Genomic DNA, 26,198 nt, shown 5'->3' on the forward strand with positions numbered 1-26,198 from the left:
GAGCTGGCCGGAACACCGGGCCTTGACATCATCGACGATCCCAACCGGGTGACCGGACGCGGCTACTACACCGACCTGTGCTACAAGATCTACGCGACCATCCACGGTCAGCAACTGGAGATCGCGGACGGCGGGTTCGTCGACTGGACCCAGCGCCTCACCGGAAGCCGCAAAGAACGCCTCCTGATCGGCGGGTTCGGCGTCGACCGACTCGCGACAATGCTGACGCCCCCCACCGACACCGAACCATCACCTCCGTGCCAGACCGGCTAGCAGATCCACAGGTATGGACGATCGCCCCGGAACCCCTGCAGCGCGGCCGTGGAGTGAGCTGCGGCGAGCCGTCGACTCGGGGGCCCGGAGCATGTCTCAGGTGGTGGCAGCTCGGGGCACTTCGCTCGATGGCGGCGTCATGACGTGGAGCTGACGACGCCACCCCTCGCTCTCGCTGTTCGTCGCCGGCCAGGTAGCTTCTTGACCCTCACACCGTGTCAGGCGCTGAACTCGGAGACACCATGTTCACCATCGGAGATTTCGCCCGGCACGGCCGCGTCTCGGTCCGGATGCTGCGTCACTACGACGCGACCGGACTGCTGCACCCGGCCCATGTCGACCCGGCCACCGGCTATCGCTACTACGCCGCCGCCCAGCTCGCCCGACTGAACCGCGTCATCGCGCTCAAGGGCCTCGGCTTCACCCTCCAGCAGGTGCAGGACATCGTGGAGGAAAAGGTCGCCACGGAGGAACTGCGAGGCATGTTGCGGCTGCGGAGGGCCGAGCTGGAGACCGCAATGGCTGTGGCGGCCGTGCGGCTGGTGCAGGTCGAGGCGAGGCTCCGAGCGATCGAGAGTGAGGGGCACATGCCCACGAACGACATCGTCATCAAGAGCGTCCCGGTCGTGCGGGTGGCGGAGCTGACCGCGACCGCCGCGAGTTTCGCGCCCGACGACATCAGCCCCGTCATCGGGCCTCTCTACGACGAGCTGTTCCGGCTCCTGGACGCGGCGGGTGTCACTCCCACCGGCCCCGGTGTCGCCTACTACGAGGACGCCCCGGAGGGCGACGGCAGGATCAGCGTTCACGCCGCCGTCCAGGTCTCCGCCCCCCTCCAGGACGGAGTCTTCCGGGTGCTCGACCTGCCGGCCCTCGACCAGGCGGCGACCATCGTGCACCGCGGCTCGATGGACACCGTGCTGCCCACGGCCCAGACCCTGGCCCGCTGGATCGACGGAAACGGCTACCGGTCGGCCGGGTACCCCCGGGAGATCAGCCTGGAGTGCCCGGAGAACCGCGACGACTGGGTGACGGAACTCCAGGCACCGGTGACCCGGGTCTGACCGATGATCACGGCCGGGTGGCCGGGGACCGCTGCGTCACCCGGCCACCCGGCCCCGGCCCCCAGTCAGCGCACCCCCTTTTCGCTCGCACGGAGGCGGCGTTGACAGTCGCCGAGGTCCAGTCGATGATCTGCGAATGGCAGGTACCGTTTGATGTACGCGACAGAGCCAGCAGAAGCCCGCATCGAGGATGCGAGCAACATCCTGGTTGCGCCTTCGATGGTGCAGGACAACGACGTGATCAGGGACTTCTTCGGCTCCACGATCACGCCGGAGGACCTTGCTTCCGGTTCGCCCGACCTCGCGCGGAAGACCGTCTACCTGTGCGGCGACATATCCGGGATCAGCGCCCGCCAACTGCGTGAGGCGGCCCGGGTATTCGTCATCCGGGAGCTGTCACACGGTTACCACGAGGGCGTCGACGAACCTTGGACCCTCGTCGACCTCGGCCGGGTTCCCGTCCGCGTACACGGCGTCGGCGTGTACTACCGCCGGTTCTTCGAACTCGGCGCCGATCACTTCGGACGGATCCGTGCGGAGCACGAGTTCCAGTCCCTGACGGAGTCCACCAAACCCGGAACAGCCCATCGCAGCGGAATCTACCTGACACCCGTCACACGAAACGGTGAGGAACTGCATTTCCGTCTGCTCCGGTGCTCCACGAACCTCTCGGGGCCGACCGAGGGCTTTCGCCCGACCGACACGCGCATCGTCGAGACTCTGAACCGCGAGGCCGCCGCCGTCTTCCGGAACCAGGCACCGCTGAATCACGTCCTCGCCCAGATCTACCACAACACCCTTGCCACAGCCGAGCGCAAGCAGTCCAAGGCCAAGATCTCGGCCCATGCCGACAAGACCAAGGACATGCCCGCCAACGGCATCATGGCCTTCTGCACCTTCTATGACGGGCTCGACAAGCTGCAGCCCCTGGCCGAGGACGCCTTCGACTACGGTGTGAAGGGCGCCAGCGGGCTGACCAAGCTCCACTTTCGTCTCAAGGACCCGATCGAAGGACGCGACGGGGTCGCGCTCCCCGCGCAGTTCACCGTGACCCTCTATCCCGGCTCAGTGTTCTTCATGCCGCTGTCCACCAACCGCCTGTACACGCATGAAATCCGGCCCTCGGCATTGGACGCCGAGTTGCTCCCGACCCGCCTGGGGTACGTGGTGCGCTGTTCGAGCGCCGAAGCCGTTCACAAGGACGGCTACACGTTCCTCAAAGTGGCCGGAGAGCTGGTGAAGCTGGAGCCGTCCACACCGGCCGGCCTGGACGAGCTGCGCAGGCTGTACGCCGAGGAGAACAGGACCTCGTCCTTCATCGATTACGGTGACGAATTTCTCTTCAGCATGAACACGGGAGACTATGGTGCCCCCCGAGTCCAGGGTCTCGGATGAGATCCTCTCGTGCGCTTTGCCGATCGAGGGGAACCTCTTCGCGGAGCTGTCGGCGTCGGCCCGTTTGGAAGACGTGGGAAAAGGCCGGCGAGGTGCCACGCTCACCAGGATCGACGGGGCGGGTGGTGTGCCCCTCGTACGTACCACCACTCGATACGGCAGCCCGACGCAGCGTTTCCGGGCGGTGCACGAACGGCTGGCGCAGCGGATCCAGGAACGTTCGGCGCTTTCGGTCGGCTTCAACAATGCTCTCATCGAGAGCTGCACGAACGCTTACACCACCATGGGCAGCCACTCCGACCAGGCCCTCGATCTGGCCGACGAGTCGTCTATCGCCGTCTTCTCCTGCTACCAACGCCCCGAAGCGAGCCCGTCGAGGAAGCTGATCTTCGAGTCGAAGGGGTCCGGTGGCGAGAGGTTCGGGATCCCCCTCGCCCACAACAGCGTCGTGGTGTTTTCCGTCGACTCGAATCGGCGACTCAGGCACAAAATCGTCTTGGACACGCCCGCCCAGGCGGCGGACAACCAATGGCTGGGTGTGACGTTTCGAACGTCAAAGACCTTCGTCCGGTTTCGCGACGGACATGCATACCTCCCGCAGGGCGCGCGCCTCACGTCGGCCGACGACGAGCAGCGGCGCGAGTTCTACCAACTGCGGCGCCGTGAGAACAAGGAAACGGACTTCAGCTACCCCCTGCTGACGTACACCATCAGCGAGAGCGATCTGATGCCGCCCGTCTGACCTTGAGGGATCGCGCCTTGCGGCGGCTCTTCGCTCCGTGGAGCGAAGAGCCGAGCGAGCAGCGGCATCAGTCCTGCTCATGCGCAGTGAAGCAGGCCTCATTGGACGTGATCGCGGCCGCGACTTCAGGATGGCCGCATGACCGTTTCCTCTGCTATCGCCTCCTTCGCCGTCGTGGCAGGCATGCTGACCATCATGCCGGGACTGGACACCGCGCTGGTGCTGCGCTCCGCCATCACCCTGGGCAGGCGCCGGGCCTTCGCGACGGCGCTGGGGATCCTCTGCGGCGTGCTCGTGTGGGGCGTGGCGGCCGCGGTCGGTGCCTCGGCGGTGCTCACGGCATCCCATCTGCTGTACGACGCGCTCCGCTTGGCCGGTGCCGGGTACCTGGCGTGGCTGGGGATCGGCATGGTCCGTCGGACGCTCAAGGAGCGCGGCCGGCCCGTGTCGGGGGATGCGGCGGGCGGAGCGGGAGCCACGACCGCGGAGGCGACGTGGGTACGGTCCTGGGCGCGCGGGTTGGGCACCAGCCTGCTGAACCCGAAGAACGGCGTCTTCTACATGGCGATGCTGCCCCAGTTCATCCCCAGCGGCGCCCCGCATCTGCTGATGGGGGTCGTCCTGGCGGCCGTGCACGATCTGGAGGGGCTGGTCTGGTTCAGCGCGCTGATATTCGGCACCCAGCTCGTCCGCCGGTGGCTGAACCGCGGCTCGGTGCAGCGGGTCATCGACGCGATCACCGGCACGGTGCTCGTCGGCTTCGGCATCAAGCTGGCACTCGGGGACAACTGACCACCGAGACCGACCGGCGACTCGTCGTCCACCTCGGACTCTCACGGTGAAGGACCAACTCGCCGGGCAGCGCCGGAACTTGGATGCCGGGCCGGGCCAGGCGGGATAGTGTGACGGTATGAATCTCAGCGGCTTCCCCTTCACCGCCACCGACTGGAGCCAGGTCGGTGAGGAGCGCAAACCGGGTGAGAGCGGGGAGGTGACCAGCCGGGTGCAGCACTTCGGCGGGGTTCGGGTCCGCCGGGTCGACTACAGTCCCGGGTACGTCGCAGATCACTGGTGCCGCAAGGGGCACGTGCTGTACGTCCTGGAGGGCGAGCTCGTCACGACGCTCGACGACGGCCGCGTCGTGGTCACCGGCCGGGGCGGCAGCTACCAGGTGGCCGACGATGCCGAGGCGCACCGCTCCAGCGCGCCGAACGGGGCCAGCCTGCTGATCGTCGACTGACGAACGGGCGGCCTTCTGACAACTCGCCTGCCGCGTGCGGCCGAGCCGCGTCCCGCAACTCGGCTCGGCGCCGGGTGAGTTCGACCAGCCGCGCGGGCCCCCGCGGCGCCGAGTGGCCGTGGCGGTACTGTCGATCGCATGACCGAACTGAGCGACTGGACGTACGTGGTGACCGACATCGAGGTCGACGGTCCGTGGGCGGGCCCGAACTCGATGCGGTCCTTCGCGTCCGTTGCCGCGACGATGGACGGGCGGACGTTCGGCGAGTTCGAGGCCGTCCTCGAACCGCTCCCGGGGTCGGCGCCGAACTCGCGCACGAAGGAGTGGTTCGATTCCGAGCCGGGCACGTGGGAGGCCGCGACCGCGAACCCGGAGCCCATCGTCGACGTGATGGGCAGGTACGTGGAGTGGATCCGGTCGCTGCCCGGCCAACGGGTGCACTGCCATGTCTGAACGCCGGTGCCAATGGCCGCCCGCTCCCGTCTGAACGCCGGCCACCGGCACTCGTCCGTCACAGCTCGGTGAATTCGCCCAGGCCCAGGATGCGTAGCGTGTGGTGGGCCATGCGGAGGTGGCCGGCGGCGTTGGGGGCGCCGTGGGTGAGGTGGACGGCCTGGGTGATGCTGTCTCCGGCCATCACCCAGGTCATCGGGTTGTCCGAGAGCGCGACCATGCGCTGATTCCCCCTGATCGTTCCTGATCGTTCGTCCCGCGTCGCAGCTCCCTGCTGCGACGCTCGGGAAGCTGATCTCAGTCACGCGTGGTCGGCGGAAGGCGGCGCCCGTCCGGGTGGGGAACTCCGCCGCGCGGGGCCTCATCAGATCGGGGAGCCCCTGCGCCGCAGGCCACGGAAGCGGAGCGGGGATGTTGGGCCAGGCAGCCGATGGGCGCCGGTGCGGGCGCGGTGGCGGGGGGACGGCGGGCGGGTTAGCAAAGGTGCGGGGCCCGGGGTGACAGCCGCACTGAGGCGGTGTCACGGGAGCCCGGTTCGACAGCCCCCGTGTTTGGAAGGAAGTGGGCCACATGGCCGCTAACCGGAAGTCCCTGCCGTCCGCCTCGAACGCCCGGCGTGTTCCCCTGCTGCTCGCCGCGAGCGCCCTGACCCTGCTGGTCGGTACGGGCCCGGTCTTCGCCGCGGCGCCGGTCGCCCCGTCGAAGGGCCCGGTGACGGCGGGGTCGCCGGTGACCGACGACGGAAGGCCGGGGAAGTGCGTCGACGGATGGCTCGACGGAAAGATCGACGGGAAGCCGGTGAAATGTGAGGACGTGGGGGCCGGGGTGTTCTCGTCGAAGGCGCAGACCATCCCGACCGGCACGACCGTCCAGATCACCTTCAACGGCGTCGACTTCGACACCGACCACATGTTCGACCCCACCACCTCGACGCTCGTGGTCCACACCCCCGGGCGCTACCTGCTCAAGTCCCGGTTCTTCTGGAGCTTCATCCCCACCGCCCTGGGCGCGGGCGGCGAGCGCGAGGTGGCCGTGAACGTCAACGGCAACCCGGTGGCCGTGGACTTCCAGGGCACCGTGGACGGCGCCCTGGGCGTCACCCAGGAGGCGTCCACGATCATCGAGCTGAAGAAGGGCGACGCCATCTCCCTGTCGGTCTTCCAGAACACCGGCCAGGACGCCACCTCGGTGCCCTTCGTCGCCAACAACAAGACGATCACCCCGCAGCTCCAGGCCCAGATGGTCGCCCCGTAGCCGCTCGCGCCGACGCACCGGACGCCGTGGAGCGTCCGGTGTGTCGGTGTGTCGGTGTGTCGGTGTGGCCGGGGTCAGCCGCGCAGGCCGCGGACGCCGTGGGGGGTGCCGAGGCCGGTGGGGCCGTCGTAGCCGCGGACCGCCGTGCAGAGGTAGGAGCCGCCGCAGGAGCCGGTGGAGCCGGTGACGATGTCGTTGAAGGCCCGGGGGCGGGCGTACGGGTAGGAGGCGGCGAAGTCGTTGACGCCCGGGGTGCCCGCCACCGCGTACATGCCGGAGATCAGCGGCGCGGCGACGCTGGTGCCGCCGATCACGTGCCAGCCGGCCCCGTCGGTGGGATCGGTGAAGTAGACCGCGACGCCGGTGCCGGGGTCGGCGACAGCGGAGATGTCGGCGATGGTGCGGTTGGCGCAGCCGGGGTCGTGCTGCCAGGACGGTTTCGGGTCGAAGAGCGAGCAGCCGGAGCCGGAGCCGACCCAGGCGCTCTCGGACCAGCCCGGGCGGTTGAACGGCAGGAACGGCGGCCGGACCCGGTGCAGGCTGGTGCCGCCGGCGGCGGTGACGAACTGGGAGGCGGCAGGGTAGAGCGGGTTGGGGTAGCCGTTGTCACCGCTGGCGGCCACGAACGCGATACCGCGGTGGAAGAAGAACGCGTCGACCAGGGTCTGGTTGGGGAACTCCGGCGCGCCGAAGCTCATCGAGATGAACGTGGCGCCCTGCTGGAAGGCCTGACCGACCGCGTGGATCTCGTTGACGAGCAGGTCGTTGTCGGCCTCGACCAGCAGGAGGTGGCAGTCCGGGCAGGTGGCGCTGACGGAGGCGAGGTCGGTGGCGGTCTCCGCCACCCAGCCGGGGTCGGTGGTCGGGGGCGGGGTGCTGCCGCCGTTCTGGTTGATCTTGCGGAAGCAGCCGTTGGCGGTGGTGCACGGCGACAGGTGGAACTGCTCCCGGTAGACCGCGAGGTCGCTCTCGGCGGTGCGGTCGTCGAACGCCACCACGATGGCCACCGTCCGGTCCCCGCCGCCGTTGCGGGGCAGGTCGTAGGCGGACTGGAGGTCGCGCGGTCCGAAGCCCGGCGGTTCGGTGCCGGGCTTCGGGCCGCGCAGCCGGGGCAGGTCGGTGCGGATCAGTGCGAGGCAGGGGCCCCGCAGGTCGGCCGGCACGGCGGCCGTCTCGCCGGACGGGGTGGTGATCGGCACGGTCGGCGCGTCCGCCGCAGCGGCCGGGGCGGGTGCGCAGGCGCGTTCGGCCGTCACGGCCGCGGGGTCGGTCGGCGTGACGGCCTGTACCGGTGCGGCGGCCTGCGCGGGCGCGGCGATGCCGGCCAGGCCGAGCAGGAGGGGGAGGACGAGCAGGAGACGGGTGAGTGGGGTGGGCCGCATGGACTCCTCGTTCCGCCGGCCCGGGTGCGGGCCCCGTGGAGGCGTCCCCCGATCCGGGCCGTGCTGCCGTTCGATGCGCGGTTCCGCGCGGGCGGACCGCTCGATGTGGTCGTCATCGTGGCAGCGGTCGGCCCGGAGCGGGCCGAGGGCCGACCGTACGACGCCGGAACGAGGTGGCGAGATCACCCTGACGGTCCATCGGTCGACGGGGCCGGCCCGCCGAGCGAGGGGCTCGGCGGGCGGGTGGCCTCGCGTCAGGGCGTGCCGGTCGGCCGGTCCGCCCGGGTGAGGGCCTTCTGCCGCAGGCCGCGGAGCTGGTCGAGCAGCGGTCCGTCGCCGCCGAGGACGGTCTTCTCGACGTCGCCCTGCACCTGCGAGACGGTGGTCTCGAGCTCGGCCTGGTCCTGGCACCGGGCCGAGGTCTTGGCCAACGACAGTTCGCCGCCGATGAGTTCGTGGGTCTTCGCCGGGTCGCCGCCGTCCTGCTTCACCCGCTGGTCGATCGCGGCCACCGGGTCGGCCAGGTGGGTGGCGCTCTGGTGGGCGGCGGACATGCAGTCGCGCCAGCGGCCCTCGGCGGCGGTGAACCGGTCGTCGGCCTGGACGGCGGCGACGACCTTGCCGCTGAGCACCTGGAAGGTGTTGAACAGCCGGAAGTACTCGGGGCCGTAGAGGACATCGCGGGCCTGGGTGAGACAGGAGTCGCTGTTGTAGTAGAACTGCTGGTGGTCGGGCAGGTCGACGGTGACCCGATGCGCGTCCGTCCCCAGCAGGGCGGACTTCCAGGCCTGGTCGGCGGCGTGGTCCTGGTTGGGGTCGGCGGCCTGCTTCAGGTTCAGCGCCGTGCTGATCACGCCGAAGCCGTCGTCGGCGGCCTGGTCGCCGCTGAGCAGCCCGTACGGGTTGGCGTCGACGCGGTGGTCGCCGGTGCTGAGGCTCTGGGGGCGGTACTCGAAGCCGCGCTCGCGCATGCAGGAGGTGACGAGGCCCTCCTCGACGTTGTGCAGGGCGACGCGCTGCGGCTCGTCGTAGTGGGTGACGCCGCCGAAGGGGCGCGGCTGGGCCCCGGGCGGGGTGGTGCCGCCGGACGAGGAGCATCCGGCGGCACCGAGGCCCAGGAGGACCGCCGCGAGGGCGAGGGTGATCCTGGTCTTCATCGCTGGATCAGACCGTGCACCAGCGGTTGGAGAGGATCTGCGGCAGGTTGCTCTCGATCGTGGTCCAGCCCTGGCCGCGGTAGAGGATCCAGCCCTGGCCCTGGGCGTTCTTCTGGGCATAGACGACGACGTTGCAGCTGTTGCCGTTGTTGAACGCCGAGCCGCCGAGGCTGTCGTTGAAGTTGGCGTACATGCTCAGGTCGTTGTTGTCCTGGTAGACGGTCTGGACGCTGCCGCTGTAGTTCGATCCCCAGTACACGCACAGGCCGCCCGCGTTGCAGCCGGCCGGCGCGGCCTCGGCGGCCGGGGCGACGACACCCGCGCCGACGACGGCGCTCGCGGCGACGGCGAGCGCGGCGATGGTCTTCTTGAACATGGTGGCTCCTCGAATCGAGTGAAGGTGCCTTGTGCCGACCGGATCTGACGGTCCGTCGGCGATTGCCAGCCTGCGCCAGGACCGGGGGCGATCGCCATCGGCGCGGACCGTCTGGGGACGGTGGGACGCCGTCCCGCGCCCCGACCTGCGGCGTCCCCGGGCGTCCCGGACGAACTGCGGGACGGGGCAGCGCCGTTGGGGCATGGAACGCCGACCGGCCCGCCGGGCGAGGGGCTCGGTGGGCCGGGGGGCGGGTCAGGCCCAGGGGTCGGTGAAGGACCGGCCGGGGACGGGCTTGGCGATGAGCGCGATGGCGGTGAAGAAGTTCACCTGGCCGATGGCGAGGGTGAGCGTGGCGAGCGCCTTCTCGTCGTAGTGGGAGGCGACTTCGGCGTACAGCTCGTCGCTGACGCGCTCGCCGTGCGGGTTGGGCCGGAGCGTGGCCTCGACCAGGGCGAGGGCGGCGCGCTCGGGGGCGGTGAAGTACGGGGAGTCCTGCCAGGCGGCGACCGAGGCGATGCGCTCCTCGGACTCGCCGGCCTTGCGGAGGAACCCGGTGTGCAGGACGGTCAGGTAGGTGCTGCCCACGATCTGGCCGGCCCGCAGCTGGACCAGGCTGACGGTGGCGCGCGGGATCGAGCGGTTGCCGACGGCCTTGAACAACGCGGCCGACACCTGAGCGAGTTCGGGGACGAGCTCGCCCGGGTCGGTGGCCAGGCGGGGGCGCAGCGGGATCTCGGCGGTGATCGAGCGGCCGGTGGTCGAGTGGGTGGTCATCGTGGTGTTCCTCTCGGGAGCTTCGGGAGCAGTGGTGCTTTCACTGACCCGACGGATCCCGGCGCGGGTGTGTGACAGCCCGGCGCGAATCTTTTTCCCGGCCCGCCCCGTCCCGCCCCGCGCTGCCCGCCCCACCGGACCGCTCAGCGCAGGACCGCCGGGGTCGGGCCGTCGGGGCGTACCGTGATGCTGTAGGCGGCCCCGGCCGGCCGGGATCGGAACTCCAACACCCCCAGCGGAAGCAGCAGTTCCAGCAGCGCCGTGGTCTCCCGCACCGCGAACTGGGTGCCCAGGCAGGCGCGGGCGCCCAGGCCGAAGGGCAGGTAGGCGCCGAGCTGGCCGGGGCGGTCCGCGCCGGGGGCGAACCGGGTCGGGTCGAAGCGCTCCGGGTCGGGCCACAGCGCCGGGTCGCGGTGGGTGAGGTACGGGCAGACCAGCACGTCCGTACCGGCGGCGATCCGGTGCCCGGCGATCACGTCGTCCTCGAGGGCGTGCCGGGGGAGCAGCCAGGCGGAGGGGTAGAGCCGGAGGGTCTCGCCCACCAGCGCCTGCGGGTCGGCGCCGCGGGCGTCCGGGTTGTCGTCGAGCAGCAGGAACAGCCAGGTGAGCGTGGTGGCGGTGGTCTCGTGGCCGGCCACCAGCAGGGTGACCAGTTCGTCGCGGATCAACCGGTCGGTGTACTCGGGGCGTTGGTCGGCCGCGTCGAGCAGGACGCGGAGCACGCCGGGCTCCTCGACATCCCCCACCGACCGTGCCGCGTCGATCGCCGCCTGGGCGACGGCGTCGATCCGGGCGAGGTCCTCGGCGACCGCGTCCCGGGCGTCCGCCGCGTTGGTCGGCAGGGTCGGCATCGCGGCCACCACCCGTTCCACCGCCCGCAGGTCGCCGTCCGTCCGGTCGTCCAGCGGCAGTCCGGTGAGCGCCCGCCAGACGGTGTCCAGGGCGAAGCCGCGCATCTCCTCGCCCACGTCGAAGGTCTCCCCGCTGCGCCGGTAGCCCTCCCAGCGTTCGGCGGTCCGGCGCGCCGCGGCGGCGATCCGCTGCTCGTAGCGGCGCATGCCCGTCCCGGTGAACTGCGACTGCAGCAGCCGCCGTTGACGCTTCCAGGCCTCGCCGGTGGCGGACAGCACGCCGTCGCCGACCAGCATCCGGGCCCGGTGCGAGCGCTTGACGTACCGGTCGGGGTGGCGGCCGAGCACGTGCTGCACCGCGGCCGGGTCGGTGACCAGGACGGTCGGGGCCGGGCCGAGCCGGAAGGCGGCGATGCCGCCGATGCCTCGCTGGGCGCGGGCCAGCAGGTCGACCAGCTGGGCCTCCTCGGCCCGCCACTGCTCGACGGCCTCGGGGGTCAGTTCAGGCACGGGGACGGTGTCCGTGGTCACCAGGGGTCTCCTCGACTGGGCCGACGTCAGGCGAAAGGCGGGGCAAGCCCGAGGGCCGACTCTACGTCAGACGCGCGGTGGCACGGCCGCGCCGCGGTCCGTCCCCCTCGACGGACCGCGGCGCAGCGGCTTCACTCGACGTCAGAACGGCTGGATCACACCGGCTGCCACAGCGCCGGGACGATCGGCGGCTCCCAGCCGACCTGGGCGGTGTGCCCCTGGAGGCAGCGGTAGGTGACGCCGTCGTAGGTCACCGGGTCGCCCGTGCGGTAGGTGGTGCCGGGCGTCCAGGTGCCGCCGGGGTCGGGGTTCCCGTTGCCCACGACCAGGGAGAAGCTGGTGGTGTGGGTGACCGAGCCGGTCCCGGTGACGGTGATGCTGTAGGTGCCGACCGCGGTGGACGCCGCGGTGGCGACGGTCATCGTGGCCGAGCCGCCGGACTGCACCGAGGCCGGGCTGAAGGAGACCGTCACCCCGGCCGGGGCGCCGGTGGCGGTCAGCTTGACCGTTTGGGCCGAGCCGGAGGTGGTCGCGGTGGCGACGGTCGCCGTGGCGGAGCCACCGGGCTTGACGGTGGCGGTGGCCGGGTTCACCGAGAGGGAGAAGTCGTCGGCGGGGGTGGTGCCGCCGACCGAGGTCTTCCAGATGGTGTAGGCCACGCCGTCGGCGCTGCGGTTCAGCGCGGTCGGGTCGATGTTGCCGGTGGTGTCGCAGGACTGGTGGTAGCAGGAGTCGTAGGAACGGCCCGCCGTGCCGCCCCACTTGGTGGCCTGGGCGGAGGTCTTGACGGCGTCCGCGCCGGCCGCGTAGCCGGAGGTCGGGATGCCGGCCTGCTGGAAGGAGTAGTCGTCCGAGCGGCCCTGGCCCTCGACGTTCTCCTCCGGCTGGAGGTTGAGCGAGTCCCAGTAGGCCTTCATCGGCGCGGAGGCCGCGGAGGTGAGGTTGTCGATGAAGTAGCCGGCGTTGGGCGAGCCGACCATGTCGAAGTTGTAGTAGGCCTTGATCGCCGAGCGCTGGGTGGAGCTCAGTTGGCCGACGTAGGACTGCGAGCCCTGCAGGCCCTGCTCCTCACCCGTCCACCAGGCGAACCGGACGTGCCGGGTCAGGCCGGGGTTCTGCTGGGCGAGCACGAGCGCGTTCTCCAGCAGCACGGCCGAGCCGGAGCCGTTGTCGTTGATGCCGGGGCCGGCCGCGACGCTGTCCAGGTGGGCGCCGAACATGGTGACCTGGTCGGACGGGCCGCCGGGCCAGTCGGCGATCAGGTTGGCGGACTGGTAGGTGCAGGAGGTGCAGGTCTGCTCGCTGACGGTGTAGCCGGCCGCCTGCAGCTTGGCCTTGAGGTACGCCACCGACTGGCTGTGCCCGGCGCTGCCGGCACGGCGGTTGCCGCCGTTCTGGTCGGCGATGGTGTTCAGCTGGGTCAGGTGGGCCTGGACCTTGGCCACGTCGATGTCCGGTGCCGGTCCGCCGGGCGTGTCCCCGCCGCCGACGGTCAGGGCGCTCGGCGGCGCCGGGGAGGGGGTGGGCGCGGCGCCGGCCGGTCCCGCGGTCGCGACGACCAGGCCGGCCAGGACGGTCAGGGTGGTCGCCGTGGTGAGCAACCGTCCTGGGGAAACTCTGCGTTGCATCGAGGCTCCTCGGATGTGGGGGTCCCCGACCGCGGACGGCATGGCTGGTGGCGCACCGCGGGCCGTGTCCGGGGGACGGCCGTGCGGGCGGTCCGCGCTCGGGTGCCCGAACCCTCACATGGCGTCATGCCCGGGTCAATGGCCGGTGCGGGCTCGGCATGGGGTTGGCAAATTCCGTCAAGCCGTACGTGCGAATTCCCGTCAAGCTGGGCCTTCTCGCGAGTGGTTGAGACCACCTCATGTACGGGACGGACGCGATCGAGTACCGTCCTGCTCGTCGGACTCGTCGCAGGGCCCCGCGTGAGGGCCTGTCTCCGGGGAGGCAGCCGTGCACCGGAACGGTTCGGACTCGGCGGCGCGGGACTCTGCGGTGCAGGCGCGGGACACGGCGGCGCGGGCCTCGGCGGCTCCGTCGGGCCGCCAGGATCGCGGCGCCTGGCGGGAGTTCGGTGCCCGACTACGGACTGCTCTGCCCACTGCACGGCGCCGACGGCTGCGAGGTGCCGGATCCGGTCGAACTCGCTGCCCTGCACGCGGAGTTCTGCGCCACCGAGCAAGCCGCAGGAGCCCCGCCGCTGGACGCCGCCACCGCGCACGCCCTGACCGGCCTGCTCGCCGCCCACCTGCGCTCCGGCGAGACCAGCGCCCTCCTGGGCCTGACCGCCGCCGTCGAGCGCACCCTGCGCGCGGTGCTCGCCCGACTGGCCGCCGCCCCCGCCGCGCAGCGCCGCCCGCTCGCGCGGCTGGCCGCCGAGCACGCCCACGCCGCCGGGGCGCTGCGGATGCAGGACGGCCGCAACGCCACCGCGATGGCCTGCTTCGACCGCGCGCTCATCTGGGCCGAGGTGGCCGGGGACCGGCCCACCCTGGTCGGCACGCTCAGCGACCTCGGCATCCTGGCCCGGCTGGACGGCGACCCGGTCGCCGCCCTGGGCTACGCGCGGGAGATCGACCGGGTCGCCCCGGGCCGGCACTGGGCCGGCGCGATGGGCCGGATCAGCTGGGCCCGTGCCAACGCCCTGACCGGTGACGTCCGGGCCACCGTACGGCAGATCGGGCTGGCCCGGGCGCACCTGGAGCACATCGACGACCGGGACGAGGCGGACGTGCCCTGGCTGTCCATCGCCTCGATGCGGCTGCGGGTGGAGTCCGCCGCGGCCGCCGCCCTGCGTGATCTGGCCGCCGCCGTGGACGACCCACGGCTGGCCCGGCGGGCGCTGGCCGCCACCGAGACGGCACTCGGACTGCTCGGCCCGACCCAGCTGCCGTCCAGCCGACTGCTGTTCACCGTCCGGGCGGCCGACTGCCACGCCTGCGCGCACGACCCGGGGGCGGCCGTCGAACTGCTCGGGCCCACCCTGGAGTCCGCCCCGGTGGCCGCTCTGCCCGCGCTGGTCGGGCACGAGCTGCGCGGCCTGCGCGCCCGCCTGGCGACCTGCGCTCCGCAGGCCGCCCACCGGTTGGCGGAACTGGCGGGACCGTGAAGCCGGCGGGATCCTGATGAACGGCGGCGATCACGCCGCTCGTGAGCCGGGTGCGGTCCGGGCCGAGACCGGATCACCGCCGAGGAGGCGGTGCGTACCGCCCCGCCGGCCCGATCGAGGGAGAACCGCCGTGTCCACCGCCACCGCACGCAGGGCGTGCGGCAGCGCCCGATCGACGACCTGACCGCGCCGCGATCCGGTATCTCGTGCGCCTGCTGACAAATGCGCCCTCTTCGCGCCGACCTGACGTCAACTTCGTGCACTAATGTTCGTCAGATCGGGTCATTTGTGGCGTTAACACGTCGAATGACCGCCCCGACCTGTAGCTCCCGCTAGAGTCTCTGACGTTTCCAGTCGTTGGTCCGCGAAGAACGAAGAGGGAGCGTGCTGTCCGCCGTCGCATGCCGGATAGCCAATCCGCTTCGGCTCTTACGGGGAACCTCCTGATGTCTTTGCCGCGCGACCCGCGATGCAATTGACCCCGGGTCCGATTGGCTCATCGGCATATTCAGTGTTCGTGGTCGGAATGCCAATTTCGGCGCGGGGGAATTTTGTTTACGCCGTCATCGATGTCCACCGCCTGACCCCGGCCCGCGAAGCCGCCCCTCCCGCGCCCGCGCCGTCCCGCCATCGACCCCGGATTGGATCATGACCACCTCGCCCTTCGCCGTGCCGTGTGACCGGATCGCGATCACCGGGATCGGCTGCCGCCTGCCGGGACACGCCAACGACCACCGGGCCTACTGGCGCAACCTGATCGAGGGTCGGGACTGCCTCACCGACACCCCCGCCGACCGGTACGACACCGGCACCCTGGGCAGCCGGGACCGCGCCAAGCCGGGGCGGCTGATCGGCGGCCGGGGCGGCTACATCGACGGCTTCGACACCTTCGACCCGGACTTCTTCGGCATCAGCCCGCGCGAGGCCGAGCACATGGACCCGCAGCAGCGCAAGCTCCTGGAGGTCAGCTGGGAGGCGCTGGAGGACGGCGGGCTGCGCCCCGGCGAGCTGGCCGGGCGGGACGTCGGCGTCTACATGGGCGCCTTCACCCTGGACTGGAAGATCCTGCAGTTCGCCGACCTGGACTTCGACACCATCGCCGCGCACACCGCCACCGGCACGATGATGACGATGGTGTCCAACCGGATCTCGCACTGCTTCGACTTCCGCGGCCCCAGCGTCTCGATCGACACCGCCTGCAGCTCCTCGCTGGTCGCGGTCCACCTGGCCTGCCAGAGCCTGCTCCGCGGCGAGACCGAACTCGCCCTGGCCGGAGGAGCGTTGCTGCACATGGCGCCGCAGTACACGATCGCCGAGACCAAGGGCGGCTTCCTCTCCGCGGACGGCCGCTCGCGGGCCTTCGACGCCTCCGCCGACGGCTACGTCCGGGCCGAGGGCGTCGGCGTGGTGGTGCTCAAGCGGCTCTCCGACGCGCTGCGCGACGGCGACCCGGTGCACGCCGTCATCCTCGGCAGCGGCGTCAACCAGGACGGCCGCACCAACGGCATCACCGTCCCCAGCGCGGACGCCCAGGTCGCCCTGATCGAGCGGGTCTGCGCCGAGGCCGGGGTGCTGCCCGGCAGCCTGCAGTACGTCGAGGCGCACGGCACCTCCACCCCGGTCGGCGACCCGATCGAGGCGGCCGCGCTCGGCCGGGTGCTGGGCATCGGCCGCCGTCCCGGGGACCGCTGCTACGTCGGTTCGGTGAAGACCAACATCGGGCACACCGAGGCCGCCGCCGGCGTCGCCGGGCTGATCAAGACCGCGCTGGCCCTCGAGCACCGCCGCATCCCGCCGCACCTCAACCTGGAGCGGCCCAACCCCGGCATCGACCTGGCCGCGCTGCCCTTCGAGATCCCCACCGCCCCCGTCGACTGGCCCGAACACCAGGGCCCGGCCCGCGCCGGCGTCAACTCCTTCGGCTTCGGCGGCACCAACGCGCACGTCCTGCTGGAGGAGCCGCCGCTCCCCGCCCCGGCCCGGCCGGCGCCGCAGCCGGCCCGTGCGGTGCTGCCGCTGAGCACCCGGGACGCCGCCGGACTGCCCGAGCTGGCCGGCGCCGTCCGCACCGAGCTGGCCGCCGGGACGGCGCTCGCCGACCTCGGCCACACCCTGGCCCACCGCCGCCAGCACCTGCCCGAGCGGCTCGCCGTGGTCTACTCCGGGCGGCAGGACCTGGACGAGGCGCTGGCCGCCCACGAGTGCGGCGAGGCGCACCCGCGGGTGGTCCAGGGGCGTGCCCGGGAGCGCCGACAGCGGCGGCTGGCCTGGGTGTTCACCGGCATGGGCCCGCAGTGGTGGGGAATGGGCCGGGGACTGTACGAGAGCGAGCCGGTCTACCGGGAGGCCGTGCGGGCCGTCGACCGGGAGATCCGCGAGCAGGCCGGCTGGTCGCTGCTGGAGGAGTGGGGCCGCGACGAGGCGGACTCCCGGATGGCCGAGACCTGGCTCGCCCAGCCCGCCAACTTCGCCGTCCAGGTGGGGCTTTCGGCGCTCTGGCGGAGCCACGGCCTGGTGCCGGACGCGGTGGTCGGGCACAGTACCGGCGAGGTCGCCGCCTTCCACGAGGCCGGGGTGCACGACCTGGCCGACGCCGTCCGGGTGGTGCTCGCGCGCAGCGGGCTGCAGCAGCGCCTGGCCGGGACGGGCTCGATGCTCGCCGTCGGCCTGCCGGAGGCCGAGGCGGAGCGGCGGATCCGTCCGTACCGCACCCGGGTCTCGCTCGGCGCCGTCAACAGCCCCTCCGCCGTGACCCTCGCCGGGGACACCGAGGCGCTGCGCGAACTGGCCGAGGAGCTCAGGCGGCAGGGCGTGTTCGTCCGCTTCCTGGACGTCGAAGTCCCGTACCACAGCGTGCGGATGGAGCCGATCCGGGACGAGCTGATCGCCGCGCTGGCCGGGATCAAGTCGCGCGAGGCGCAGCTGCCGCTCTACCTGACCGCCGACGAGGGGCTCGCCCGGGGGCCGGAGCTGGACGGCGCGTACTGGTGGCGCAACGTCCGCAACCCGGTGCGCTTCCGGGCCGCCGTCGAGCGGATGGCCGAGGACGGCCACCGGCTGTTCCTGGAGCTCGGCCCGCACCCGGTGCTCGGGCACGCGATCCGCGAGTGCGCCGAGCAGGCGCACACCCTGCCGTCGATCCGCCGGCACCAGGACGAGCCCGAGCGCTTCGCCCGCACCCTGGCCGAACTGCACACTCTGGGCGTCGAGTTGACCTGGGACGCGGTGCAGCCGGCCGGGCGCCCGGTGCCGCTGCCGACCTACCCGTGGCGGCGCGACCGGTACTGGGCCGAGCCGAGGCCGGTGGAGCAGGTCCGGCTCGGACGGGTCGACCACCCGCTGCTCGGCCGCCGCACCGCGAGCGCCCAGCCCTGCTGGAGCACCGGGCTGGACCCGGAGCGGCTGCCGTACCTGGACGACCACCGGATCGAGGGCCAGGTGGTCTTCCCCGCCGCCGGGTACCTGGAGATGGCCGCCCAGGCCGTCCGGGCGCTCACCGGCGGCACCGAGGTGGTGCTGGCCGAGGTCGAGCTGAACCGGGCGCTGTTCCTCTCCGAACGCGAGCCGGTCCCCGTCCAGCTCGGCTACGCGCCCGAGGACGCCCGCTTCACCATCGCCTCCACCCCGGCGGGCGGCGAGCCCGCCGTGCACGCGAGCGGCCGGGTCCGCACCGGCCAGCGCCGCGCCCACCGGCCCGCACCGGACTTCGACGCACTGCGCGCCCGAGGCCGGCACATCGACGGCCCGGACTGCTACCGGCGCCTCGCCGAGCACGGCTACCACTACGGGCCCGCCTTCCAGGCCATCGCCGAGGCCTGGACCGGGCCCGACGAGGCGCTCGCCCTGATCCGCCCCACCCCGCGGCTCGGCCCCGGGGCCGCCGACCACCACCTGCACCCGGTGCTGCTGGACGCCTGCTTCCAGACCCTGCTGACCACCCGGCTGCACGCACCCGAGGGCGGCAGCGTCCGGCTGCCGGTCTCGATCGAGGAGGTCCGGCTCGACCAGGCCGGCGACCGGCCGCTGTGGGCGCACGCCACCGTCACCCGGGACAGCGGCGAGGAACTCGTCGGCGACCTCGCCCTCTACGCCGAGGACGGCACCCCGCTCGGCCGGATCACCGGCTTCAAGGTCGCCGACGTCGCCCAGGCCTCCGCCTCGGTGGGCCTGGCCACCATCGACGGCTGGCTCACCGAACTCGCCTGGACGCCCGCCCCGGCGGCGCCGCTCGACCAGCCGACCGGCGACCTGCTGCTGCTCGCCGACGGCGGCGGCCTCGCCGAGCGGCTGGCCGCCCTGGCCACCGAGCGCGGCGCCCGCTGCCACCTGGTCCGACCCGGCAGCTCGTACGCCGTCGCGGACGGGGAGACGACGGTGCGGCCCGACTCCGCCGATGACCTCCGGCGGCTGTTCGCCGACCTGGACCCGGCGTACCGGACCGTCGTCCACCTGTGGAACCTCGACCTGCCCGCCCTCGACGCCACCGACCCCGGACAGCTCGACCGGCTCGCCACCCTCGGCGCCTACTCGCTGATCACCCTCGCCCAGGCGCTGCCCGCCGCCCGCCCGGACGGCCGGCTGCACATCGTCACCCGGGGCACCCAGGCCACCGGGCCCGGCGACCGGGTCGAACCGCTCGGCGCCCCCGCCTGGGGCATCGGGCGGGTGCTGTGGCAGCAGGAACTCGTCGCCCAGCGCGGCAGCCTGGTCGACCTCGACCCCGCGCTCGACGCCGGGGAGCAGGCCGGGACGCTGCTCGCCGAACTCGGCGCCGGGGACGAGCAGGAGATCGCCCTGCGGGCCGGCAGCCGGCTCACCAGCCGGCTGCGCCCGGCCGAGGGCCTCACCCGGCCGCTGCCGCCGGTCCTGCGCCCCGACGGCAGCTACCTGGTCACCGGCGCCTTCGGCGCGCTCGGCCGACTGCTCTGCCGCACCCTGGTCAAACGCGGCGCCCGGCGGCTGATCCTGGTCGGCCGCACCGCCCTGCCGGACCGCCCCGAGTGGCGGGGCGTCGACCCGGCGAGCCCCGCCGGGGAGCGGATCGCCTTCCTGCGGGAACTGGAGGCGCTCGGCGCCGAACCGTTGCTCGCCCCGGTGGACGTCACCGACGAGGCCGCCCTCGCCGCCTGGCTGGCCGACTACCGGCAACGCCAACTCCCGCCGATCCGCGGGGTGTTCCACCTCGCCGGGCAGGTCCGGGACACCCTGCTGGCGCAGCTGGACCGCGCGGCCTTCGACGCCGGGTACAGCCCCAAGGTGGTCGGCGGCCACTTGCTGCACCGGCTGCTGCGGGCCGAACCGCTCGACCACTTCGTGCTGTTCGCCTCGGTCGCCTCGCTGCTCACCACCGCCGGACAGACCAACTACGCGGCCGGGAACGCGTTCCTGGACGCCCTGGCCCACCACCGCCGCGCCGCGGGCCTGCCCGCGCTCAGCCTGGACTGGGGCCCCTGGGCCACCGGCATGATCGAGGAACTGGGCCTGGTCGCCCACTACCGCGACGCGCGCGGCATGAGCTCGCTGCCGCCGGAGGCCGGAACCGCCGTGCTGGAGCGCGTCCTCGGGCAGGACCGGGCCCAGCTGCTGGTCGCCACCGTGGTCGACTGGCCGACCTTCCTCGCCTGGTACCCGGCCCCGCCGCCGCTGGTCGCCGAACTCGCGGCGAGCGCCGCCGAGCAGGCCCCGGCCGAGACCGGCGGCTTCCTGGACGCCTACCGCACGGCCGGCCGGCAGGCCCGGCGGGAGCTGGTCACCGGGCGCTTCGCGGCCGCCGCGGCGGCCGTCCTGCGGATCGGCGCCGAGCGGATCCGCCCGGACGCCAGGCTCGGCGCGTACGGCCTGGACTCGCTGCTCGCGATGGAGCTGCGGGCCCGGGTGCACGCCGAACTCGGCGTCGCCCTGCCGGTGGTGGCGCTGCTCAGCAACGGCACCGTCGGCGACCTGGTCGACCTGCTCACCGAGGGCCTGGCCGAACGACTCGCCGCGGAGGGCGGTCCGGAGCAGGCCGAGGCCGAGCTCCACACCGACGAGTCCCGCTACCCGCTCACCCACAACCAGCAGGCGCTGTGGTTCCTGCGCCAGCTGCACCCGGACGGCTTCGCGTACAACATCGGCGGCGCGGTCGAGGTGCGCGCCGAACTCGACCCGGAGCTGGTGTTCGCCGCCTTCGCCTTCCTGGTCGCCCGCCACCCGGGGCTGCGCGCCGCCTTCACCGCCGATCAGGGCCGCCCGGTCCAGCGCATCCGTGCCGAAGTCAACGCCGACACCGGGCTGTTCGACGTCGAGGGACGCCCCTGGGGGGAGATCCACGAACTGATCGTCCGCGAGTACCGGCGGCCGTACGACCTGGCCGAGGACCCGCTGGTGCGGCTGCGGCTGTTCCGGCGCGGACCGGACCGCTGGGTGCTGATGAAGGCCGTCCACCACATCGTCTCGGACGCGATCTCCACCTTCACCTTCATCGAGGAGCTGTTCGAGGTCTACGAGGCGCTGCGCCGGGGCCGCACCCCCGAACTGCCCCCGGTGGCCGCCCGCTACCTGGACTTCCTCAACCACCAGAACCGCTTCCTGGCCGGGCCGCAGGCGCGGCGGATGCTCGACTACTGGCGCGGCCACCTGCCGGCCGGGATGCCGGTGCTGGCACTGCCCACCGACAAGCCGCGCCCGGCGGTGCAGACCCACAACGGCGCCTCCGAGTTCTTCCAGCTGGACGCCGAACTTTCCGCGCGGGTCCACGAGTTGGCCCGCGCGCACAACGCCACCCCGTTCATGGTGCTGCTCGGCGCCTACTACCTGCTGCTGCACCGCTGGTCCGGGCAGCCGGACATCGTGGTCGGCAGCCCGGTCACCGGCCGCACCCAGGAGGAGTTCGCCTCCGTCTACGGCTACTTCGTCAACCCGCTGCCGCTGCACGTGAGCCTGGCCGGGGAGCCGACGGTGGCCGAGCTGCTGGCCCGGGTGCGGGAGAGCGTGCTCGGCGGCCTGGACAACCAGGAGTACCCGTTCCCGCTGCTGGTCGAGCAGTTGGGGCTGCAGCACGACCCGAGCCGCTCCGCGGTGTTCCAGGCGATGTTCATCCTGCTCACCCACAAGGTCGCCGTGGAACGCTTCGGATACCGCCTGGAGTACATCGAACTCCCGGAGGAAGAGGGGCAGTTCGACCTCACCCTGTCCGCCTACGAGGACCGGTCGGACGGCTGCTTCCACTGCGTGTTCAAGTACAACTCCGATCTCTTCGAGCCCGCCACCGTCCAGCGGCTGGCCGCGCACTACCGCAACCTGCTGGACGCCATGACCAGGGCCGCCGAAGGCGAGCCGGTCGGCCGGCTGCGGATGCTGGACCAGGCTGAACGCCGCCTGATCCTCGACGAGTTCAGCGGCGTCGAGCGGCGGATCGACGACGCGGTGCCGGTGCCCGAGCTGGTCGCCAAGGCCGCCGCCGAGCACCCGGAGGCGGTCGCGGTGGTGGCCCCCGGCCGGGACGGCGTCCGGCGGGTCACCTACGGCGAGCTCGACCGGCGCGCCGGGCGCACCGCCGTACGGCTGCGCGAACTGGGCGTCGGCGAGGGCTCGGTGGTCGCGGTCTGCCTGGACAAGTCACCCGAGCTGATCACCACCCTGCTGGCGATCTGGCGGGCCGGCGCCGCCTACCTGCCGCTCGACCCCGGACACCCGGCCGACCGGCTGGCGTACCAGGTGGCCGACGCCGGGGCGGCCCTGGTCGTGGTGGACGAGCGACGCCCGCTCCCGGCCGAACTGTCCGCGCCGCTGATCACCCTGGAGGAGCTGGAGCGACCGGCCACCGCTGCCGGGCCGCTGCCCGCCGCGGACCCGGACCGGGCCGCGTACGTGATCCACACCTCCGGCTCCACCGGGCGCCCCAAGGGCGTGCGGGTCGACCACCGCAACCTGGCCGCGGTCACGGCCGGCTGGCGCGAGCAGTACCGGCTGGACACCGAGGCCCGGGTGCACCTGCAGATGGCCGGGACCGCCTTCGACGTGTTCTCCGGCGACCTCGCCCGGGCGCTCGGCACCGGCGGCACCCTCGTCCTGGTCGACCGCGAACTGCTCTTCGACACCGCCCGGCTGCACCGGGTGATGCGCCAGGAGGCCGTCGACTGCGGCGAGTTCGTCCCCGCGGTGGCCCGCGCCCTGCTCGCCCACTGCGAACGCGAGGGCCTGCGGCTGGACTTCCTGCGGCTGCTGATCGTCGGCTCCGACTCCTGGAAGGCCGCCGAGCACCGGCGGCTGCGCGCCCTGTGCGGGCCGGACACCAGGCTGGTCAACTCCTACGGCCTGACCGAGGCGACCGTCGACACCAGCTACTACGAGGGCACCACCGAGGAGCTGGAACCGGGCCGGATGGTCCCGATCGGCCGGCCCTTCCCGAACAGCGCGCTCTACATCCTCGACCGCTACGGCGAGCCCGTCCCGGCCGGGGTGCCCGGCGAGCTGTGGATCGGCGGCGCGGGCGTCGCCGCCGGGTACCCGAACGACCCGGAGCAGACCGAACGGCGCTTCACCACCCTGGAGTTCGACGGAACGCCGTTGCGGCTCTACCGCACCGGCGACCTCGGCCACTGGGACACCGCGGGCACCGCGCACCTGCTCGGCCGGATCGACAACCAGGTCAAGGTGCGCGGCCACCGGATCGAGCTCGGAGAGATCGAGGCCCACCTCACAGCCCGGCCCGAACTCGCCCAGGCCTGTGTCGCCGTCAGGCAGGACTCCGCGGGCGAAGCCGTACTGGCCGCCTACCTGGTGGCCGCCGAGGGCGTCGAGCTGGACCGCCGCGAACTGCGCCGCCACCTCGCCGAACACCTGCCCACCGTGATGATCCCCGCCTACCTCACCGAACTGCCCGCCCTGCCGCTCACCCCGAACGGCAAGGTCGACCTCGCCGCCCTGCCGGAGCCCAAGGCCGACACCGGCGCCGAGCGGCACGAACCGCCCGTCACCCTTTACGAGACCAGGGTCGCCGAGCACTGGCGGAACCTGCTCGGCCTGGACGAAGTCGGCCTCCAGCACGACTTCTTCGAGCTCGGCGGCAGCTCCATCCGGCTGATCGAGCTGATCCACCACCTCCAGACCGAGTTCAACATCGGCATCCCGGTCGGCCTGCTGTTCAAGGTCACCACCCTGCACGGCATGGCCCGCACCGTCGAGCAGATCATCACCGGGGAGGTGGCCGGCGGCGAACCCCACCTCTGGTTCAACTCCGGTGCGCCCGAAGCCCGTACGGTCTTCTGCTTCCCGCCGGCCGGCGGCCACGGCCTGGTCTACCGGCAGCTCGCCGCGCACCTGCCCGAGCACCGGATCGCCGCCTTCAACTACCTGACCGGCGACGACAAGACCGCCCGCTACGCCGACCTGGTCGAGGCGCTGCACGAGCCGGGCCCGTACGTCCTGCTCGGCTACTCACTCGGCGGCAACCTCGCCTTCGAGGTGGCCAAGGAACTGGAACGGCGCGGCCGGGCCGTCGGCTCGGTGCTGCTGGTGGACGCCTACCGGAGCCTGGCGGCCTTCGACCTGGGCGAGGAGCACGTGGCGGTCTTCGAACGGGAGCTGCGCGAGCACCTGCACCGGCACACCGGCTCGCGGATCGTCGCCCAGGAGACCCTGGAACAGGCCCGGGACTACCTGGAGTTCTGCAGCCGCACCCCCAACACGGGCACGGTGAGCGCCCGGCTCGACGTGGTCTGCGAGCGCGAGCGCCTCGCCGTGCACGAGGGCGGCGAGCCCGGCTCCTGGCACGGCGCCTCCACCACCGGCACCGCCGTGTACACCGGCCACGGCGACCACGCCGAGATGCTCGACGGCGAGTTCGCGGCCCGCAACGCCGAACTGGCGGGCGCCATCCTGGCCGGAGGCGCCGTCGATGGCCGCGGGTGACCGCGGGCCGGACTGGTCCGCCAGGGAGCGGGCCGACGGCGGCCCGCTCCGGGTGATCGTGATCGGGGCCGGCCTGGCCGGCCTCGCCACCGGCTGCTACGCGCAGATGAGCGGCCTGGAGACCCGGATCTTCGAGAAGCACGTGCTGCCCGGCGGCTGCTGCACCGCCTGGTCCCGGCACGGCTACCTGTTCGACTACTGCATCGACTGGCTGATCGGCACCGCCGAGGGCACCGGCGCCCACCAGGTCTGGCGCGAACTCGGCGCCCTGGACGGCAAGTCGGTGACCCACTTCGACACCTTCAACCGGGTCGTCGACGAGCACGGCCGGGCCGTCACCTTCCACACCGACCCGGACCGGCTGGAGGCCCACCTGCTGGCCCTCGCCCCCGGCGACGCCGCGCCGATCCGCGCCTTCTGCAAGGACCTGCGCCGCTTCGCCGCGATCGACCTGCCCTGGGACCTCACCCCGCCGCCGCTGCGCACCCCGGCCGAACGGCTGCGCACCCTGCGCACCCTGCTGCCCGCCTTCCGGCTGTTCTGGCGCACCGCGACCACCTCGATGAGCGGCTTCGCCGAGCGCTTCCAGGACCCGCTGCTGCGGCGAGCCTTCCCCACCATGTTCCTGCAGGAGCCGGCCGGTTTCCCGCTGCTGCCGTACCTGTACACCCTGGCCGCCGCGCACACCGGCAACGCGGGCTTCCCGCAGGGCGGTTCGCTCGGACTGGCCCGATCGGTGGAGGAGCGGTACACCTCGCTCGGCGGGGTGATCGGCTACCGCTGCCGGGTGGACCGGATCCTGGTCGAGGGCGGCCGTGCCGTCGGCGTCGAACTGCGGGACGGCTCACGCCACTTCGCCGACCACGTGGTGGCCGCCTGCGACGGGCCGACGGTGCTCGACCGGCTGCTGGCGGGCCGCTACTCCAGCCCGGCCACCGACCGGCTGTACGGCGAACTGCTGGACAAGCCCGGCAACCTCTACCCGGCCGTGGTCTCCGCCTTCGTCGGCGTCGACGGACCGCTGCCGGCGGGCGAGCCGCACAGCACCACCTACCTGCTCACGCCCGAGCAGGCCGCCCGGCTGCCCGGCTCGCTCCAGCACAGCCTGGTGGTGCAGCTGCGCTCCGACTACGCCGAGGGCTTCGCGCCGCCCGGCAAGTCGGTGCTGCACTGCACCTACTTCAGCGACTACCGCTCCTGGAAGGAGCTGCGGGTGCGCGACCGCCGGGCCTACCGGGCGCGCAAGCAGGAAGTCGCCGCGTTCGTCCGGGAGTTCCTGACCCGGACCCACCCCGGCCTCCGCGGGCGGATCGAACTCGTCGACGTGGCCTCGCCGGTGACCACGGAGCGCTTCACCGGCAACACCTACGGCAGCATCCTCGCCTGGCAGGCCTTTTCCGAGGCCGAGGACGCCGCCAACCGCCTGGTCAACCGGGACCGGATGCGGCTGCCGGGGCTCAGCGGCTTCTCCATGGCCGGGCAGTGGACCTCGCTCGGCGGACTGATCCGGGCCGCCACCAGCGGCCGGTACGCCGCCCAGTACCTCTGCCGGGAACTCGGTCTACCGTTCCGGGCCTGGCCCAGCGACAACCAGGAACCCTGGCACGCGGGCAAGTGGGGCCGCCTGCCGCAACTCGACCGGGCCACCGTGGGCCGGATGACCGTCGGAGGGCCGGAATGACGGGGACGAGTAGCGGCCG

The 26,198-nt window shown here is 72.5% G+C and carries 18 protein-coding genes; 11 read left to right on the plus strand and 7 right to left on the minus strand.

Annotation, left to right across the window (positions count from 1 at the left end):
- From ACFVWU_RS31695 to ACFVWU_RS31725, 7 genes are all read left to right on the plus strand, one after another.
- The coding region (locus ACFVWU_RS31695; protein ID WP_387627316.1) for a hypothetical protein at positions 1-273 on the plus strand (273 nt) is incomplete at its 5' end.
- 242 nt (positions 274-515) lie between these two features.
- A complete protein-coding gene (locus ACFVWU_RS31700) occupies positions 516-1,337 on the plus strand; it encodes a MerR family transcriptional regulator (protein ID WP_387627356.1) in 822 nt (273 codons plus the stop codon).
- 153 nt (positions 1,338-1,490) lie between these two features.
- Positions 1,491-2,732 carry a hypothetical protein gene (locus ACFVWU_RS31705; protein WP_387627318.1) on the plus strand — a complete coding sequence of 414 codons (1,242 nt, stop codon included), beginning with the start codon at positions 1,491-1,493 and terminating at the stop codon, positions 2,730-2,732.
- On the plus strand, positions 2,704-3,474 hold the full coding sequence (locus ACFVWU_RS31710) for a hypothetical protein (protein WP_387627357.1): 771 nt from the start codon (positions 2,704-2,706) through the stop codon (positions 3,472-3,474). The genes ACFVWU_RS31705 and ACFVWU_RS31710 overlap by 29 nt, the downstream gene beginning before the upstream one ends.
- Positions 3,475-3,612: 138 nt before the next feature.
- Positions 3,613-4,266: a LysE family translocator gene (locus ACFVWU_RS31715; RefSeq protein ID WP_387627320.1), complete on the plus strand. Its 654-nt coding sequence runs from the start codon at positions 3,613-3,615 to the stop codon at positions 4,264-4,266.
- 118 nt (positions 4,267-4,384) lie between these two features.
- On the plus strand, positions 4,385-4,714 hold the full coding sequence (locus ACFVWU_RS31720) for a DHCW motif cupin fold protein (protein ID WP_387627322.1): 330 nt from the start codon (positions 4,385-4,387) through the stop codon (positions 4,712-4,714).
- Between the two features lie 138 nt (positions 4,715-4,852).
- On the plus strand, positions 4,853-5,167 hold the full coding sequence (locus ACFVWU_RS31725; RefSeq protein ID WP_387627323.1) for a hypothetical protein: 315 nt from the start codon (positions 4,853-4,855) through the stop codon (positions 5,165-5,167).
- Positions 5,168-5,225: 58 nt separating this feature from the next.
- Here the strand turns inward: ACFVWU_RS31725 and ACFVWU_RS31730 are convergent, their stop codons facing one another.
- Positions 5,226-5,387: a hypothetical protein gene (locus ACFVWU_RS31730; RefSeq protein ID WP_387627325.1), complete on the minus strand. Its 162-nt coding sequence runs from the start codon at positions 5,385-5,387 to the stop codon at positions 5,226-5,228.
- A 350-nt stretch (positions 5,388-5,737) separates the two neighbouring features.
- Between ACFVWU_RS31730 and ACFVWU_RS31735 the strand changes: the two genes are divergently transcribed.
- Complete coding sequence (locus tag ACFVWU_RS31735; protein WP_387627327.1) at positions 5,738-6,421, plus strand: hypothetical protein; 684 nt, start codon at positions 5,738-5,740, stop codon at positions 6,419-6,421.
- A 74-nt stretch (positions 6,422-6,495) separates the two neighbouring features.
- Here ACFVWU_RS31735 and ACFVWU_RS31740 read toward each other — a convergent pair whose 3' ends face one another.
- The 6 genes from ACFVWU_RS31740 to ACFVWU_RS31765 form a co-directional block, all read right to left on the minus strand.
- The gene (locus ACFVWU_RS31740) at positions 6,496-7,803 is read right to left on the minus strand and encodes a S8 family serine peptidase (RefSeq protein WP_387627328.1); all 1,308 of its coding nucleotides are present in this window, start codon (positions 7,801-7,803) and stop codon (positions 6,496-6,498) included.
- Between the two features lie 254 nt (positions 7,804-8,057).
- A complete protein-coding gene (locus tag ACFVWU_RS31745; protein WP_387627330.1) occupies positions 8,058-8,960 on the minus strand; it encodes a hypothetical protein in 903 nt (300 codons plus the stop codon).
- Between the two features lie 7 nt (positions 8,961-8,967).
- Complete coding sequence (locus ACFVWU_RS31750) at positions 8,968-9,336, minus strand: peptidase inhibitor family I36 protein (RefSeq protein ID WP_387627331.1); 369 nt, start codon at positions 9,334-9,336, stop codon at positions 8,968-8,970.
- A 255-nt stretch (positions 9,337-9,591) separates the two neighbouring features.
- A complete protein-coding gene (locus ACFVWU_RS31755; protein ID WP_387627333.1) occupies positions 9,592-10,113 on the minus strand; it encodes a carboxymuconolactone decarboxylase family protein in 522 nt (173 codons plus the stop codon).
- Positions 10,114-10,256: 143 nt separating this feature from the next.
- Positions 10,257-11,498 (minus strand): cytochrome P450, encoded by a 1,242-nt coding sequence (locus ACFVWU_RS31760; RefSeq protein ID WP_387627359.1) that lies wholly within the window; start codon positions 11,496-11,498, stop codon positions 10,257-10,259.
- A 152-nt stretch (positions 11,499-11,650) separates the two neighbouring features.
- Complete coding sequence (locus ACFVWU_RS31765) at positions 11,651-13,123, minus strand: M28 family peptidase (RefSeq protein ID WP_387627334.1); 1,473 nt, start codon at positions 13,121-13,123, stop codon at positions 11,651-11,653.
- Positions 13,124-13,572: 449 nt separating this feature from the next.
- On the opposite strand from ACFVWU_RS31765, the gene ACFVWU_RS31770 reads away from it, so the two are divergent.
- The 3 genes from ACFVWU_RS31770 (at position 13,573) to ACFVWU_RS31780 (ending at position 26,179) form a co-directional block, all read left to right on the plus strand.
- Positions 13,573-14,607, plus strand: a complete 1,035-nt coding sequence (locus ACFVWU_RS31770; RefSeq protein ID WP_387627336.1) for a hypothetical protein — start codon at positions 13,573-13,575, stop codon at positions 14,605-14,607.
- A 648-nt stretch (positions 14,608-15,255) separates the two neighbouring features.
- Complete coding sequence (locus ACFVWU_RS31775) at positions 15,256-24,498, plus strand: amino acid adenylation domain-containing protein (RefSeq protein WP_387627338.1); 9,243 nt, start codon at positions 15,256-15,258, stop codon at positions 24,496-24,498.
- Positions 24,485-26,179, plus strand: a complete 1,695-nt coding sequence (locus ACFVWU_RS31780; RefSeq protein WP_387627339.1) for a phytoene desaturase family protein — start codon at positions 24,485-24,487, stop codon at positions 26,177-26,179. Before ACFVWU_RS31775 ends, ACFVWU_RS31780 begins: the two co-directional genes overlap by 14 nt.
- Positions 26,180-26,198 lie beyond the last annotated feature (19 nt).

Source organism: Kitasatospora sp. NPDC058190, from assembly GCF_042883685.1.
GTDB lineage: Bacteria > Actinomycetota > Actinomycetes > Streptomycetales > Streptomycetaceae > Kitasatospora.